Raw genomic sequence first — 17411 nt, forward strand, 5'->3', positions numbered from 1 at the left:
TATTTAATACCCATGATGCTTTTATATAAACATATTAAAAATCATTTTTTACGCCTAATTTTTCAAAATAAGCTTTTAGTAACTTTTGAATGTCACCTGCGCCCATAAATAAAATTACAGCGTTATCAAATTTTTCTAATACGTCAATACTATTTTCATCTATAAGCGTCGAGCCGTCAATACGATTGATTAAATCTTTTATAGTTAAATCTCCCGTATTTTCTCTTATTGAACCGAATATTTCACATAAAAATACTTGGTCTGCCTTACTTAAACTCTCAGCAAATTCGTTTAAAAATGCTTGAGTTCTTGAGAACGTATGTGGTTGAAAAACGGCAACAACATCTTTTTGTGGATATTTTTTTCGCGCTGTCTCAATTGTAGCACTAATTTCTCTTGGATGGTGTGCATAATCGTCTACTAATACTTGATTTGATACTTTTGTTTCATTAAAACGACGTTTTACACCACCAAATGTTATCAGGGCTTCTTTAATATTCTCTACATTCATGTCTTCTAAATAACTAATTGCTATTACAGCAAGTGCGTTTAGAATGTTGTGATTTCCAAATTGTGGGGATAAGAATTGATCATAAAATTCACCTTGAATATATACATCAAATTGCGTACCCTTTTCAGTAATTTGAATATTTTTAGCATAGATGTCATCTGTTTCTTTAAAGCCATAATAATAAACCGGAATATCCACATCTAATTTACGTAAATATTCATCATCACCCCAAGCAATAATTCCTTTTTTAACATTTAACGCCATATGTTGGAATGCATCATAAACATCATCGATATTTTTAAAATAATCTGGATGGTCAAAATCAATATTAGTCATAATTGCATAATCAGGATGATAACTTAAGAAGTGCCTACGGTATTCACAAGCCTCAAAAGCAAAATAGTCACTTCCTGGTAGTCCCATACCTGTACCATCACCGATTAGGAATGAGGTCTTTTTATCTCCATTCATCACATGTGATAACAAACCAGTTGTAGACGTTTTACCGTGTGCGCCTGTAACAGCAACAGATGTATATTGATTTATAACATGACCAAGAAAGTCATGATACTTAATGACATCAAGCTTTAATTCATGTGCTTTAACAATTTCTTCATGATTATCAGGAAATGCATTACCTTGGATGACAACCATTTCTTTTGTAATATTATTTGCGTCAAAGGGTAAGATTTTTATCCCTTTATTTCTTAAGGCAACTTCTGTAAAAACGTAAGATTCTATGTCTGAACCTTGTACTTCATGACCGAGGTCATGCATGATTTGTGCTAATGAACTCATGCCTGAACCTTTAATTCCGACAAAATGATAGTGTGTCATTTCAATACTCCTTACTCATTTTATTCTTTATTTAAATCCGCTTCTGTAATATAAACATCCCTTGGTTTAGAACCATTAGCACCTGAAATATATCCTAATTGTTCTAGTTGATCGATAATTCTTGCCGCTCTGTTATAACCAATTTGGAAATGCCTTTGGATAAGAGAAGTAGAAATATGTCCCTCTTCAACCATAAACTCACATACATCATCAAATAAATCATCTTGTGCTTGAGTTTGTGTTTTCTTTAATAATTCTTTTTCTTCAAATAAATATTCAGGATCACGCTGTTGCTTAATAAAGTCAACAACTTCATCTATTTCGTCATCTGAAACAAATGTACCTTGAACACGTATAGGTTTATTCATACCGCTACCTAGATAAAGCATATCACCATAACCTAATAATCTTTCAGCGCCACCACTGTCTAAAATCGTTCTAGAATCAACACTCGATGAAACCATAAATGCAATTCTAGTAGGTATATTAGCTTTAATAAGACCAGTGATTACATTCACTGATGGTCGTTGTGTAGCAACTAACATATGGATACCACAAGCTCGAGCTTTTTGAGCTATACGTGCAATTGATTGTTCTACATCTTGTGGTGCCATCATCATGAGATCAGCTAACTCATCAATAACTATAACAATTTTAGGCATTCTTTGCTCATAAGGTGCTTTTTTATTGAAAGCAGTAATATTTCTGACATGATATTGAGCAAACAATTTATAACGTTTTTCCATTTCTTCAACAGCCCATTTTAAACTTTGTGTAGCTGCTTTTACATCTGTTATTACGGGTGATACAAGATGTGGTAAATCGTTATACGGTGCAAGTTCTACCATTTTCGGATCAATGAGTAATAAACGCAATTCTTCTGGATGATTTTTATAAAGTAAAGACATTAAGATACTATTGATACATACTGATTTGCCTGACCCTGTAGCACCAGCGATAAGTGCATGAGGCGTTTTAGCGATATCCATCAATAAAGGTTCATTATTAATTCGATATCCCATTGCAACCGTAAGTTTGGACTCTGTATTTTTAAATTTAGGAGATTCAATAATTGACCTTAAATTCACTTTCGTAGGATTTTGATTTGGCACTTCAATACCTACTAAACTTGTACCTGGAATTGGTGCTTCAATTCTAATATCTTTAGCAGCTAAAGCCATTTTTATATCATCTTGTAATGCAGTGATTCTTGATACTTTAACACCTTTTTCAACAGATAATTCGAATCGAGTAACACTCGGTCCTTCTGTTACATTTTTCACTTCCGCAGGCACGTTGAAATAATATAATGCGTCATTTAATTCTTGCTTTTTATTATCTATCCAATCTTGATCTTTTTCATGTGGTTCTGGTTCTTCCAATAATTGATAGCTCGGCAATTTAATATTCGGACCTTTACGAATACGTTGAAAATTTTGATTTGATGTACTTGAATTTGAAGTTTGTGTATCAATATTTTCACTTTCATTTGTTGAATATTGCGACCGTTTTGAATGACTTATATTACTTTGATTGCCAGTTTCATTTGAATTGTTAGTTTTAGCATGGTTTGGGTTCTCAAAATGAAAATCATCTTGTAGCTTTTGTATTTGCTCATCGTGTTGTTTGGATGATGTTTCATGTACGCGATTATAACTTGCTGAATTAATATCATGCTCAATGCCATTAGCTTCATTACTATTAGAATCCGTTTTTCTATTATTATTGATTTGTTTAAATTCTTCAGATTTATTAGATTCCCTGTCTTTTCTATGATTTGCATTCGCTTTTCTTTCAGGTGTAAGCTCTGGAACACTTATTTTTTTGTGTTTTTGATCCATCATTCTCTTTTTATCTGACGGTGTCATTAAAACATTAAACGGTCTACTACCACCAAAACGTTGTTTTCTTGTTTGAACTGTATCAGAATTTGAAGATTTGGATGAATTTACATTTTTTAATTTTACATTCTTATCTTGTTCTAAATAATTGTTTGTATTAGATTTAGTCTTCTCGTCACTAACTTTTGCACTTGTTGTTTCATCTAAGTGTGTAATTTCTGTATCATTTTTATCCTCATTTGGTTTAGCTCTTTCAGTGTCATTATCTACACTTGCACTGATTGCATTATCATCCATATTTGAATTAATTGATTCTGAACTAATTATATCCTCTTGGGACTTACTTTGGTTTTGTTGTCGGTTATCATCTAATTCGTGATATTCGGCATCTTCTACTTCCGAATCATCATTAGAATGATAATGATTAGATGATACTAAATCTTCATCAATTTTAGATTCAGTTTCTTCTTCATTAACTTTATATACATCTGTTGTCGCATCTAAGTCAATTTCTTCGTAGTTAAATGAAGGTGCATTATTTTTCACTTCTTTATTGTCTATGTTGTTGCTGTTTGTTTGTTTCTCAAGGCTATTAGGTGACGAATCTTGATTGCTTTCATTTTCTAAATCCAATGAACTTTCGCCTGTATAATGCTGGGCTTGCTTCGCATACATTTCATCAATAGCTTTTTGAATTGAATCTTCTTCTGACTGTTGATTTTGTTGACGTTTTTGTTGTAAGGCTTTCTTAAAACGTCGTTTCTGAAGAACTTTACGTTCTCTTTCTCTTCTGATTTCTTCTACAATTTGTGAAGCATAGATGTTTTCAATATTAATCGTATTATCTACTTTAGAGTAATTTGGTGTTTTACGCTTAGTAGTTTGATAATTGGACTTTTCAACATTATGAATATTTTCTGATGATGACTCAGTTTGAGCAGTTGTTTGTTGTTTTTTCTGTTTATTTTTTTCAACATTATCATCGTTAGTATTAGAAACATTTATTGACGCATCTATTGATTTCGTTGAATGTGAGACTTCATCCTTTTGAACAATCTCTTTATCATTTAATTCCTTATGTTCAGGTGGTATGACACCATTTTCAATCGGTCTTCGTTTTTTTGTACCAAAAATCGCTGAGGGTACCTCACTTGATTTAAAACTATGATTTAAATATGTAAATTCAGGAGATGTCGACGTATTCTTAGTGTTTGCTTTGTTTTTAATATTTTCAGATTGTATTGATTTGCGTTGTTGTGAAGATTTCTGATTGTCGTTTTGATTAAAAACACTGTTATTATTTGTATAATTATTATCTGCAAATTGCTTTTGCTGTGTAATCTTAGATTGATTGTGTTTTGAATACGCTTGGCGACGACGTCGATGTCTTTTACCAGAAGAATCAAAATCAAGGTTATCATGCTGGTTATATGAACTCATCGTATCATTTGTTTCTTCTTGGCTATGTTCATTATAACTTTCATTTTTTTGCGTATATTCATTTTCAGAAACTTGTATAGGAAATCTAAATTTACCTCTTGGTCGACTATAAATATCATTATTTTGAGGCAGTAATGAGTCTTGATTATTTTGTTTTGATTGCTGAGACTGACGTCTATTTTTATTTTTGCGTAACAAATCGTCATTCGAACCGTTGTCATCGCCAAATAATTTATCAAACCAGCTCATAATTACACTACCTTTCTTAATTATTCAAAAAATGCCTGACCAATATCATAGTCATCATTAAGTACCATAATTCCTTTTTCTTTAGGAGCATTAGGCAAATTTAATTCTTTCATTGAGCAAATCATACCACTAGAATCCACCCCACGTAATTGGGCATCTTTGATTACCATGCCACTTGGCATAACGGCTCCAACTTTTGCAACAACGACCTTCTGACCAGATTCTACATTTGGAGCCCCACAAACAATTTGAAGTTTTTCAGTACCAACATTTACATTTAACACACTTAGTTTGTCTGCATTAGGGTGTTTTTCTTTAGTTTCTACGTAACCCACTACAAATTTAGGCGATACATCAGTATCAAGTTGATAATCAAAACCTGCTTCAGTAATTAGTTGTTGGAAATCTTTGATTAATTCAGTAGTTAGTTTAATATGTCCATTATCATTTATTGTCACATTGTTAGACACACGAAATATATTATAACCTACGACCTTATTTTCTTTTTTTATTTCTACCACATTCTGTTTTTGCTCATATTCAAAGGGGCCAACTGAAGGTTCAATTTGAATAAATGCAACATCTCCAACACCTTTAGGATTGTAAAATAAGTTCATTTATAAAACTCCATTTCTTTCATTAATCTTTTTTGAATTTTTTTCTGTTAGCTTCTAAACGTTGAATAACGTTAGGGTCTCTTTTTTGTTTATTATTTTTTCCCAAAATAAATATTGGCTCTAGATGTCCGTTATCATAACCAAATGATAAAGAAGTAATCGGAACAAGTCCTTTAGTAAAGAATTCCATAGTCAAATGAGCCATAACATCATAACCTGTTTTATTTCTAATATCCGCAAGAATTAATACATCTTGATGTGGCACACCAACAAGCATTTCACCTTCACATTGGTGTTGAATATGATTTAAAAAGGAAGTATTTAAAATACGACTTGCATCATATCCATCATTTGTGTTGATAAAGTAAAAAATATTACCTTTAACTTCATCCGTACTATAGCGACACTCTAACTTACGAACATTAAATAGTGACATTTCTTTCACTTGTTGAGCAGTTAAATTTAATGTTTGTAACATATTTTCATCTATTAGCCGGTAAGATTTTCCTAAATCAAGAGCGTAATATATATTAGTTTCAGCAGTATGTTCTGTTAACACAAATGCATGACCTTCTTTAGTTTCTTTATCGAAACTTGTAGCTCTTATAACCGGCATAATTTGTATGTCCTCAACATTATTTATCTCTTCATCACCCATCTGAGCGATTGCTTCCTCGACATAATAACAAATTTCATCTATAATCTTTTCTTTTTGTTCTTCGTATTTTGCGACGATAGCGTTAAGTTTAATCGTTACACCTTTGTGATTGTCAATTCTTACAATACGTAACGTTTCTTCTTCTCTATCAAACTTGAATTCTACGTCTAATTGTTTTAAACGCGCTTTCAATTTATCTCTCATTTGGAAGACATTCATTATTAACACTCCCTATTTTCGCACCTTTTTACAGTTTACAATAAATAATGTTGAGTTAACAGAAAAAACTCAGATAATCACATTAATTTGTTATTATAAATTAATGTAGATTTGCTGAGTCATTTTCTGACTAATTATTAAATGTGTTGAGATAAAAATTGATCAATTTGATCAATTGATTTTCTCTCTTTACCTATATAACTTCCTAAAAGTTGACCTTCTTTAAAGATAAGAAAACTAGGAATACCTAAAATATCATTTTGAACACAAATATCTATAAATTGATCTCTATCTACAGACACAAATTGTAATTGACTGTATTTTTTCTCTAATTTAGGTAAATCCGGTTCAATCACCTTACAATCTGGACACCATTCAGCAGTGAATTCAAATACTGTATACCCTTTTTTTAATTCTTCAAATTGTTGTTCTGATTCAAGTTTAATCATAAATGTCAAAGTTCCTTTCCATATTGTAATTGTTGAATTTGTTCACTTGTTAAATGAATAATACTTTCTTTTAACAAGTGACGTGCAGCAAAATAATCTCTAATATCAAACACCGCATCTGTACTATGAATATAGCGTGCACACACTCCAATAACAGCTGTTGGTATACCTTCATTCGCTTTATGAATCTCCCCACCATCTGTACCTCCAGGTGATATATAATATTGATATGCAATCTGATTTTCTTGTGCTAGCTTAAGGAGATAATCTCTAAATATTGGTTTAAGTATCATAGTACCATCTTTGATACGAATTAAAGTCCCCTCCCCTAACATACCAGAAAGTTGTTGTTTACCTTTGATATCATTTGCAGGGGAACAATCGACAACGAATGCAATATCAGGATCAATTTGCTTTGCGGCAGCTTTAGCTCCTCTAAGACCAACTTCTTCTTGTACATTGGCACCAACATATAAATCAACATCTAGTTGAACGTCTTTTAATAATTCTAATATCTCAATAGCTAAGACACAACCATATCTATTGTCCCAGGCTTTCGCGCTGTATCTGTTTTTTGACAACTGAGTCATTATTGTGTGAGGAACTATTGTATCACCAACCTCCACACCCCGATTGCGTACTTCTTCTGATGAAGAGGCACCAATATCTAACATTAAATCTTTGATTTGAGGTATGCTTTCATTTCCTGTTCTAAAATGTTTAGGAATATTAGCAACTACTCCGATAATTTCTTTACCGTACCTATTTTTTATCTTTAACCTTTGCCCTTGCCAAATATCATTAGCTACGCCACCTAAATTTGAAAATTGAATCATTCCATTATCATTAATATGAGTAATCATAAAACCTATTTCATCCATATGTGCTGCTATCATAACTCGAGGTGCGTTTTCTTTATTTGATTTTTTTATTCCATAGAAACCACCCATCTTATTTTGAATAAACTTATCCACGAACGGTTCCATTTCACTCTTCATATAACTTCTCACTTCATCTTCAAAACCGGGTGCTCCATGAAGTTCTGTTAATATTTTAATTCGTTCCAATGTTTTTGAGTTATCAATAGTCATATAAATTCTCACTCCTTATGCTTAATTATATCATCTTCAATATGGTAAACTAATGATATGAATTATGTAAGAGGAGAATTTGTAATGAAGTCAGTTAATTTTAAAAAAATAACCATATTGTTTTTTTCTACAGCTTTTTTAATATTAATCTTTTCTCTCATTTTTTTGACGAAGAAAAAACTGTATAACGCCGAATTATTACTTAATGAAGTCAAAACTTATTTTAGAGAAGTAAAAGGTTCCTATATTGTGCAAGAACCAATTGTTTTAGAAAATATAAATCAGAACCAACCAATATACCAAGGTGGCATCACAGTATTAAAAAATGACCGTCTTATTAATTATGAGTTTTATGCAGATGCTGTGTCAGGACAAATTATTGACATTATTGAACTCTGAGTCAAAATTGATATTATATAATAACAAAACCCTATCACAATAACTTCGCCCCAAATGAATTTATATTTAAAATCATTTGGGGCTTTTTGTAAAAAAACCAACTTTCATGATAATTTTAAACATAAAAGTTGGTTTGATATTAATCATAAGTTACTTATTCTATTCAAAACATTTATGAAATTTAGCTTCCATTCGATAAATACGAGATCCCTTTTCAGAAAATTTCTTCTCATATTCTGTCACAATATTATCTTCATCATCTTCATCGTGTAAATTTAAATTCATTTTAGTAAAATACATTCCAAATTGCGACATACTTTCTATACTAAATGCGAACAAACCACGATTATCAGTTTTAAAATGAATTTCACCGTCATCTTTAAGTATTTGTTTATATAATGCAAGGTATGTATGATACGTTAGACGTCTTTTTGCATGGCGCTTTTTAGGCCAAGGATCTGAAAAATTTAAGTAAATTCTAGATATTTCATTATCTTGAAAATACTCATTAAGCTCAATAGCATCATTACAAATCATTTTTAAATTTTTTAGGCCCATCTCTTTAGTTTTATCAAGAACTTTGTACATCACACTTTTTTCACGTTCCATTGATACAAAATTAATCTCTGGATATTGTGCTGCTAATGTTGTTATAAATTGTCCCATTCCTGAACCAATTTCAATATAAATCGGTTGTTCTTTTTCGAACCACTCAGACATTTTACCAGCGTGAGCACCGTCCATGTCTACTAAATCAGGATGGTTCTTTAAATAATCTTCGGCCCACGGTTTGTAACGAACTCTCATCATTAATTACTCCTTATATAAATAAGTTACTATTCATTACTTCATTTAAAAATTTCAGCCATGTATTCATATCTTTATAGCGTTTTTGTTCTTCATACCACTGAATGAGACCAATTGCTTGAATAACTGTGTACCATTTCATACGTTTATTCAAATTGACACTTTCTTCAACGCCATAAGTTTTAAACCACTGAGACCATTTGTTTTGAGGAACGTAATTGTAAAGCAGCATACCAATGTCAATCGCTGGGTCTGCAATCATTGCACCTTCCCAATCCACAAGGTAAAGTTCATCACGATCTGATAATAACCAGTTGTTATGATTAACATCTCCATGTACAACAGTAAAGAAACGTGCGTCTAAATTCGGTATATAATCTTCAAGATAGGTTAAAGCTCTTCTCACAACATGATGCGTTAAAACTTCTCTTGAAAGTGATGCGTTAATTTTATTCAACATAATTTCAGGCGTAATAGGTTCCATCTCCATACGCTTTAACATTGTTAATAAAGGTCTTGAACCATGAATTTTATGTAGTAGTTCAGCAACTCTGGTTTGATTCATTTCATCTTCATTTAATTCTCTACCATTTTTCCAATGCTGAGCTGTTACTACTTCACCTGTTTCAATACGTTTCGTCCAAACAAGTTTAGGTACAATACCTTCTGCAGATAGCGCAGCAATAAAAGGATTTGAATTGCGTTTTAAAAATAATTTTTGTCCATCTTGTTCAGCCATATATGCTTCACCAGAAGCACCTCCTGCTGAATCAAGTGTCCACCCTAACTGATAAAACTGCTCCAACACGTTCACCTCACTTTCAACTAGAAAATGGCTCAAGAAATAGTTTTTCTGAGCCATATATTCTAATTTTTACAAAGCGTTTGTTTTTTACGCTTTACATTTAATTTGTTAACAGTTTATGTGAGCTATTTAAGTCAATATTTAGTCCCATCTTAATTCGACTTATTTAAGTCCGTTCATAATTTATCACTCATAAAAGATTTTATAATTTTTAGGGTTACATTTCAACTAAAAATCAGAAACAAAAAGATACATTTTACTAGTCTAATGTCTCTTTGATTTCTAAATCGCTTTATTATAAATTATAACACATTATCAGATCAGATTTTCGGTGAAATAAGACAATTATTTTAAATTTTCATCCTCAAACTATAAATTTAAAAATTCTAAATACTATGTGATTGAATATACTTTTCAAATCCTTGTTGTAATTGGCGTGTTATAGTACCAACTTGTCCATCTTTAACATTTTCACCATCAATTTTTGTAATTGGCATAACTTCTGCAGAAGTACTAGAAATGATAACTTCATCAGCATTTTTAAGAAATTCTACTGTAAATGTTTCTTCTTTGAATGGTATTTGTTCATCCTCTGCTATCCACTTTATGACACGGCGTGTAATTCCGTTCAATATAAAATTATTGACAGGATGCGTGTATATTACTCCATCTTTAATTGCGTAAACATTACTAGATGCACCCTCAGTGACAATATCACTTCGGTGTTGTATAGCCTCTGCAGCATTATATTTAACAGCATATTCTTTAGCTAATACATTACCTAATAAATTTAAACTTTTAATATCACAACGTAACCATCTAATATCTTCAGTTGTAATGGCATAAACACCTTGTTCTAATTCTTCATAAGGTCTATCATAACTTTTCGTAAAAGCCATAATAACAGGTTTTACAGGTGGTGTTGGAAATGAATGATTTCGGGGAGCAGCACCACGGGTAGCTTGTATATAAATACCGCCATTCACAACGTTATTTTCTTTTAATAATCGACGTACTAATTCAACTAATTCCTCGATAGTAAAATTTAAATCTAGACCTATTTCTTCAGCACTTCTTAAAAATCTTTCAAAATGCTCTTTAACGGTAAACAATTTCCCATCATATGCACGGATATATTCATAGATTCCGTCCCCAAACACGTATCCTCGATCTTCGTATGAAACCTTAGCATCCTCTTCATTAACAAATTCACCATTTATAAAAACTTTTGTCATAAATTAATCCTCCACACATAAAGCGTAAATAGCTTCTAAATAAATACTTGTTGCATTGATCAATTGCTTTTTAGTTATATACTCATTTTTTTGATGCATTAAATCTTCTGAATCTGCAAACATCGCACCAAATGCGACACCCTTATCTAAATTTCTCGCATATGTTCCTCCACCAATCGTATATGGTTCAGTCATATCACCTGTTTGATTTCTATATGCGTTTACAAGTGTTTTTACAAATGGGTCATTTTTATCAACATAATGCGGTTTTTGAACTTTACCAAGTTCTAAGCTAAAACCTAGTTCATTAATTTCGCTTTTAAATCTTTCGATTGCGTCTTCAAATTTAAATCCTTCGGGATATCTTAGATTAACACCATAACGGCCTGCTTTTTCTTTATCATAACTAATAACCCCGATATTAGTAGTGACATCTCCCATAATATCAGTATGGAACTTCATACCCATTTTTTCACCAAAGTGAGATTCAAATAAGTATCGCTCATTGAATTCTACAAAATCTTTTGCGCTTTTATTTAGATTAAGACTTACTAAAAATTTCAGTAAAAACAACCCTGCATTAACACCTAAAGATGGATCCATGCCATGAACTGCTTTACCTTCAACTGTTAATATTAAAATACCACTGTCAACTGTACTTTCACCCTGCAGTTGATTTTGTTGTAAAAAGTTTTCAAAGTTTTGAATGACATCTGTCATATTTTCTTTGACGAGCACTTCTGCCTTAGCGTGATCAGGAACCATATTGTATCTTTGACCAGATTCAAATTTTAATAACTCATAGTCAGGTTCATCTGTATCTTCCGTCACTTCATTTTGTACTAAATCAAAGGTTGTAATACCTTTTTCACCATGTATAGCTGGGAATTCTGCATCTGGTGCAAAACCTAAGGCAGGCATTTCTTCTGTTTTGAAATATCTGTCTGTACATTTCCAATCTGATTCCTCATCAGTTCCGATAATAATGTGTATACGTTTTTTCCAATCTACCTTCATCTCATTTAAAATTTTAACTGCATAATAGGCAGCAATGGTTGGTCCTTTATCATCCAGTGTCCCTCTGGCTATAATTGCATTGTCTGTCACTACTGGTTGGAATGGGTTTGAATCCCATCCGTCGCCTGCGGGTACTACATCGACATGACATAAAATACCTAATACATCTTTTCCTTTACCAGCTTCAATTCTACCAGCTATATGATCAACATCATGCGTTGAAAAACCATCTCTTTTACCTAGCTTGTACATGTAATCAAGAGCTTCTCTCGGCCCTGGTCCCACAGGTGCATCAGCTGTGGCTTTAGAATCATCTCTGATGCTTTCTATAGATAATAAGCCTTTAAGATCTTCAATCATTTGATTTTCGTACTCTAGAACCTTTTCTTTCCACATTCGAGATCAACTTCCTTTTTTCTAAGTTATGTTCCATTTTACATGATGTTTAAAAGAAACTACAGTAAGATGTCAGAAAAATAACTTAATTTTTATTAATAAGTTGCGACTAAAAGATTAACTTATATTTAAAAAAATATAAAAAAGCCTAGGTACAAGTTAATGTCCTAGGCTCCTCTTTTTCTTAACAATCGATAAACGGATTGAAAATAAACATATAACACTTATGTTTAAAACTAATCCTTGTAATCGCTATGGAACAACGAATTCAAATTCTGTTCCACTAAAGTTAAAATGTATAACTATTCTTTTTTATCTTGTAATGCATTTTTATTATTTTTTAAGTCATCTTCAGTAACAACTCTTAAATTATTATTGGCAGTTGCGCCACCTTCAGCATCGAATTTTCCTTCTTCGATATCATCTTGAGTCTGATCATTTTTGCCAATAATTTTAGACTTTTCTTCTTCTAAAAATTCTTTAGGATTACTTTTGATACGTTCAACATAGTCTTTAGGGTTCTTCTTAACTTCTTGAATTGTTTCATTAGCTTTATTACCTATTTGAGTTGCTAAATCTTTAGCGCTAGATTTATATAATTCAGGATCTTCTTTATATTTATTATATTCTTGTTTAAGTTTATCTCGACTTTCTTTACGTGATAATGCTACAGCAGTAATAGCACCACCAATGCCTAATGCAACTTTAAATAAATTAGTACTTTTTCCCATTTTACATCTCTCCTTTGTTAGTTTTTAAGGTTATCAAAATCCAATTGTGTTAACAAACGATAACTACCTAAATCTAAATTATGGTCTAGTTCTAGTTCAGCAATCTTTATGCGTTTCAATTCTAATACCTCATTTTCGATACTATGAAACATTCTTTTAACTTGATGATATTTTCCTTCGTAAATGGTGACATGTGATACATAATCATCAACTTTCTTTAAAATTGCAGGCTTTAATTTTCCATCTGATAATTCTATTCCGGATTTAAATTCATCAATATCAAATTGAGTTATTGGGTGTTTTGAATAGACTTCATAAGTCTTTGAAACATGCTTATTGGGATTCATTACTTCATGATTAAACTGCCCATCATTTGTAACTAGGAGTAATCCTTCTGTATCTTTGTCCAAACGTCCGACCGGAAAAATATTTAAATGTGCGTATTCAGGTATCAAATCAATAATAGTAGGATGCAACTCATCCTCTGTAGCTGAAATATAACCTTTTGGTTTGTTTAACATGATATACACTTTGTCAATATAACTTACTACTTCATCATTTACCATTATCTCATCAGAATTAGGATTAACATGAAGTTTAGGTGACTTAACTTTATTTTGGTTGACCTTAACAGCTCCTTTTTTGAGTAACTGTTTAACTTCTGATCGCGTTCCAACGCCCATATTAGCTAGAAATTTATCTAATCTCATCGCAATATCTTCACTTTACGTCTTATTTTAGCGGGAATATCACCTAAAAATTCATCAGCTAATTTAGTCTTGATTGTAATACCTCCATAAATGATTGCTCCTACAATGACACCAATTGCAACAATAATCAAGTAATTAAATCTAGTTGGTTCCAAGAATAATCTTAAAATGAAGAAAATCACCTCAACCCCAATCATCATGATGATTGAAATTAGAATAATCTTAGCTAGATGTATCCAACTGTAACTAAATTTAAAGTTTGCGTATTTTTTAAGAATATAGAAATTGCAACAAATTGCAAATAATAAAGCTATTGCTGTACTTAATACAGCGCCAGGTGTATGTAATAACATAATTAAAGGATAATTGAGAATTAATTTAATTAAAACAGATCCTAAAATAACAAAAACCGTTAATTTTTGTTTATCGATACCCTGTAACATTGATGCTGTAACACTTAATAATGAAATTAAAATTGCAACAGGAGCATAATAAAATAATAATCTACTTCCATCGAAATTTGGATCGTGACCGTGAACAACTGGATCAAAACCATAAAATACTGTGAATAAAGGTTGCGCTAATGCCATGATCCCAATACTAGCTGGAACAGTAATGAACATTAAAACTCCAATCGAAGTTCTAATTTGTCGATGCATCTCTGCATATCTACCTTCTTCATAGGTTTTAGTTATAAATGGTATTAAACTGACAGCAAATCCAGCACTTAATGATGTTGGAATCATTACAATTTTGTTTGTAGACATGTTTAACATGTTAAAGAATATATCTTGCAAACCAGGTTTGACACCTACAAGGTTAAGCGCACCATTATGAGTAAACTGATCAACCAAATTAAATAGTGGAAAATTCAAACTTACTATGACAAATGGAATGCTATAAGCAATAATTTCTTTGTACATTTTCCCGTATGAAACATTTAAATTCGCTGTATCTGAGTCGACCATTTTTTTAATATTATTTCTTCTTTTAATCCAGTAATACCATAATGTAAGTATTCCTGCGATTGCACCTATTGCCGCTGCAAACGTTGCAATACCATTTGCCTGAAGAACTGTACCTCCAAATACATTGAGCGTTAAATAACTACCTACTAAAATAAATACAATTCTTGCAATTTGTTCTGTAACTTCTGATACTGCAGTAGGTCCCATCGATTTGTATCCTTGAAATATACCTCTCCAAGTTGCGAGAACTGGAATAAATATAACTACCATACTTATTATTCTAATAATCCAAGTGATATCAGCAACTGTCCACCCATTCTTACCATGAGTATTACGTGATAAAGTTAATTCGGCTATGTATGGTGCTAATAAATATAAAACTAGGAAACCTACAATACCAGTAATACTCATGACTACAAAACTTGATTTATAAAACTTCTGACTGACTTTATATGCACCCAGCGCATTATATTTAGCAACATATTTTGACGCGGCAAGCGGAACACCTGCTGTTGCTATAGCTATAGCTATATTGTATGGTGCATAAGCATAAGTAAAAGGTGCCATGTTGGCTTGTCCACCTATTAAAGCAGTAAACGGAATAATAAATAAGACACCTAATACTTTTGTAATTAAAATACTTATTGTAATTAAAAAGGTTCCACGAACCATTTCTTTACTTTCACTCATAACCTATCTTCCTATCTTAATAATTATTAATGCTTGTCAGTTCTATATTTACTGTTAAACACATTATCTTGCATTACTTTAAAATATATCACAAAATAATAGTTGTTTGTCCTATAAAGATAACTTTAATTAAAATCGATATGACTTTAAAAGACTCTCAACTTCAATTTTAATATTATTTGCCAAGTTTTATATTATAATTATTATCTTAAGCTCTGTCATCCTATTCCATTTACAATAATTAAGATAAAAAAGTGTGGAGGTTATCATTATGTATCAAACAATTGTTATCGGAGGCGGCCCTAGTGGGGCTATGGCTGCAGTTGCTGCAAGTGAAAAAAATGAATCAGTTTTATTAATCGAAAAGAAAAAAGGTCTTGGACGAAAACTAAAAATCTCAGGTGGTGGTCGTTGCAACGTAACTAATAGACTTCCGTATGATGAAATCATAAAAAATATTCCGGGTAATGGTAAATTCCTATATAGCCCTTTCTCAGTTTTTGATAATCTTTCTATTATAAATTTTTTTGAAACCCATGGAGTCAAACTTAAAGAAGAAGATCATGGTAGAATGTTCCCAGTTTCAAATAAATCTCAAGATGTTGTTGATGTGCTTATTAACCAGCTCAAAGAGAATCATGTTGAGATTAAGGAAGAAACACCAGTTGTCAGTGTTTCGTATGACCATAATTTTAAAGTTAAAACACAAATAGGTGAATTTGAAAGTCACAGTTTAATTATTGCTACAGGAGGTACATCAGTGCCTCAAACCGGTTCTACTGGAGATGGTTACAAATTTGCAAAATCTCTGGGTCATTCTATAACAGAATTATTCCCTACTGAAGTACCTATCACTTCTTCAGAAACTTTTATCAAATCAAATCGCTTAAAAGGGTTAAGTTTAAAAAATGTTAATTTATCGGTTTTAAAGAAAAATGGTAAAAAAAGAGTAAGTCATCAAATGGATATGATATTCACACATTTTGGAATTAGTGGTCCTGCTGCTCTTAGATGCAGTCAGTTTGTTTATAAAGAGCAGAAAAATCAAAAAAAGAAAAATATCCAAATGCAATTAGATGTTTTCCCTGAACTAAACGTAGATCAACTATCTCAAAAAGTGAGAAAAATACTTAAAGCAGAACCAGATAAATATATTAAAAATAGCTTGCGTGGAATAATAGAAGAGCGATATTTATTATTTATTCTCGAACAATCTGGTATTCATGATGAAATGACTGCACATCATTTATCAAACCAACAGTTTCAAACTTTTGTTAATCTTCTAAAGACTTTTACCTTTACAGTAGATGGTACACTTCCATTAGACAAAGCTTTTGTGACAGGTGGCGGTATTTCTTTAAAAGAAATAGAACCTAAAACTATGATGTCCAAATTAGTGCCAGGATTATTTTTATGTGGCGAAGTCTTAGATATTCATGGATACACTGGAGGTTATAATATAACAAGTGCATTAGTTACGGGTCATGTTGCTGGAACGTTTGCCGGTGAATTTAAAATAGATAAAAACAAATAATTTTATTAATATAATACAAATTAGCATAAGCTATAAAGTACTTGTTAATAATCAAATACTTTATAGCAATTTTTTTATATTAGACACATCTAGATTGTACATACACTAATTCATAAAATGTATTTCTTCATATTTTCACAAGATGACCACCACAAATATAAGCAAAATGATATGCTAGATTTTTATTATTTAATAGCTTATATGTTT

15 protein-coding genes are annotated in these 17411 nt (G+C 31.6%); 2 read left to right on the forward strand and 13 right to left on the reverse strand.

The genetic code is table 11. The features are described 5' to 3' along the window. Nucleotides 1-34: 34 nt before the first annotated feature. From murC to HMPREF3058_RS11085, 6 genes are all read right to left on the reverse strand, one after another. The gene (murC, locus tag HMPREF3058_RS11060) at nt 35-1348 is read right to left on the reverse strand and encodes a UDP-N-acetylmuramate--L-alanine ligase (RefSeq protein WP_002457837.1); all 1314 of its coding nucleotides are present in this window, start codon (nt 1346-1348) and stop codon (nt 35-37) included. 20 nt (nt 1349-1368) lie between these two features. Next, on the reverse strand, nt 1369-4878 hold the full coding sequence (locus HMPREF3058_RS11065) for a DNA translocase FtsK (protein WP_070731404.1): 3510 nt from the start codon (nt 4876-4878) through the stop codon (nt 1369-1371). Nucleotides 4879-4898: 20 nt separating this feature from the next. Next, the gene (gene ytpR / locus HMPREF3058_RS11070) at nt 4899-5495 is read right to left on the reverse strand and encodes a YtpR family tRNA-binding protein (protein WP_002446696.1); all 597 of its coding nucleotides are present in this window, start codon (nt 5493-5495) and stop codon (nt 4899-4901) included. 22 nt (nt 5496-5517) lie between these two features. After that, nucleotides 5518-6372 carry a DUF1444 domain-containing protein gene (locus HMPREF3058_RS11075; RefSeq protein WP_002457840.1) on the reverse strand — a complete coding sequence of 285 codons (855 nt, stop codon included), beginning with the start codon at nt 6370-6372 and terminating at the stop codon, nt 5518-5520. Nucleotides 6373-6509: 137 nt separating this feature from the next. Then, nucleotides 6510-6821: a thioredoxin family protein gene (locus HMPREF3058_RS11080; protein WP_002446698.1), complete on the reverse strand. Its 312-nt coding sequence runs from the start codon at nt 6819-6821 to the stop codon at nt 6510-6512. A 5-nt stretch (nt 6822-6826) separates the two neighbouring features. Next, complete coding sequence (locus HMPREF3058_RS11085; protein WP_002491781.1) at nt 6827-7912, reverse strand: M42 family metallopeptidase; 1086 nt, start codon at nt 7910-7912, stop codon at nt 6827-6829. Between the two features lie 84 nt (nt 7913-7996). On the opposite strand from HMPREF3058_RS11085, the gene HMPREF3058_RS11090 reads away from it, so the two are divergent. After that, the gene (locus HMPREF3058_RS11090; RefSeq protein WP_002491796.1) at nt 7997-8311 is read left to right on the forward strand and encodes a PepSY domain-containing protein; all 315 of its coding nucleotides are present in this window, start codon (nt 7997-7999) and stop codon (nt 8309-8311) included. A 159-nt stretch (nt 8312-8470) separates the two neighbouring features. On the opposite strand, the gene trmB is transcribed toward HMPREF3058_RS11090, so the two are convergent. The 7 genes from trmB to HMPREF3058_RS11125 all read right to left on the reverse strand — a co-directional run bounded on the left by trmB (nt 8471) and on the right by HMPREF3058_RS11125 (nt 15670). Continuing rightward, nucleotides 8471-9118: a tRNA (guanosine(46)-N7)-methyltransferase TrmB gene (gene trmB, locus HMPREF3058_RS11095; RefSeq protein ID WP_002457843.1), complete on the reverse strand. Its 648-nt coding sequence runs from the start codon at nt 9116-9118 to the stop codon at nt 8471-8473. A gap of 13 nt (nt 9119-9131) precedes the next feature. Beyond that, nucleotides 9132-9923, reverse strand: coding sequence for a phosphotransferase family protein (locus HMPREF3058_RS11100; protein ID WP_002491776.1), 792 nt, complete (start codon nt 9921-9923; stop codon nt 9132-9134). Between the two features lie 386 nt (nt 9924-10309). Next, complete coding sequence (gene dat, locus HMPREF3058_RS11105; protein ID WP_002491777.1) at nt 10310-11158, reverse strand: D-amino-acid transaminase; 849 nt, start codon at nt 11156-11158, stop codon at nt 10310-10312. A 3-nt stretch (nt 11159-11161) separates the two neighbouring features. Beyond that, entirely contained in the window at nt 11162-12571 is a 1410-nt protein-coding gene (gene pepV, locus HMPREF3058_RS11110) for a dipeptidase PepV (RefSeq protein WP_002491760.1), read from the reverse strand. Nucleotides 12572-12873: 302 nt separating this feature from the next. Continuing rightward, nucleotides 12874-13302, reverse strand: a complete 429-nt coding sequence (locus HMPREF3058_RS11115) for a YtxH domain-containing protein (RefSeq protein WP_002491803.1) — start codon at nt 13300-13302, stop codon at nt 12874-12876. Between the two features lie 17 nt (nt 13303-13319). Continuing rightward, the gene (locus tag HMPREF3058_RS11120) at nt 13320-14012 is read right to left on the reverse strand and encodes a pseudouridine synthase (protein ID WP_002446706.1); all 693 of its coding nucleotides are present in this window, start codon (nt 14010-14012) and stop codon (nt 13320-13322) included. Continuing rightward, nucleotides 14009-15670, reverse strand: a complete 1662-nt coding sequence (locus HMPREF3058_RS11125) for a putative polysaccharide biosynthesis protein (RefSeq protein ID WP_002491804.1) — start codon at nt 15668-15670, stop codon at nt 14009-14011. Before HMPREF3058_RS11125 ends, HMPREF3058_RS11120 begins: the two co-directional genes overlap by 4 nt. Nucleotides 15671-15941: 271 nt before the next feature. Here HMPREF3058_RS11125 and HMPREF3058_RS11130 point away from each other — a divergent pair, with 271 nt between their 5' ends. Continuing rightward, a complete protein-coding gene (locus HMPREF3058_RS11130) occupies nt 15942-17204 on the forward strand; it encodes a BaiN/RdsA family NAD(P)/FAD-dependent oxidoreductase (protein WP_002491789.1) in 1263 nt (420 codons plus the stop codon). Nucleotides 17205-17411: the final 207 nt, after the last annotated feature.

Source organism: Staphylococcus sp. HMSC068G11 (genome assembly GCF_001815825.1).
Classification (GTDB): domain Bacteria; phylum Bacillota; class Bacilli; order Staphylococcales; family Staphylococcaceae; genus Staphylococcus; species Staphylococcus epidermidis.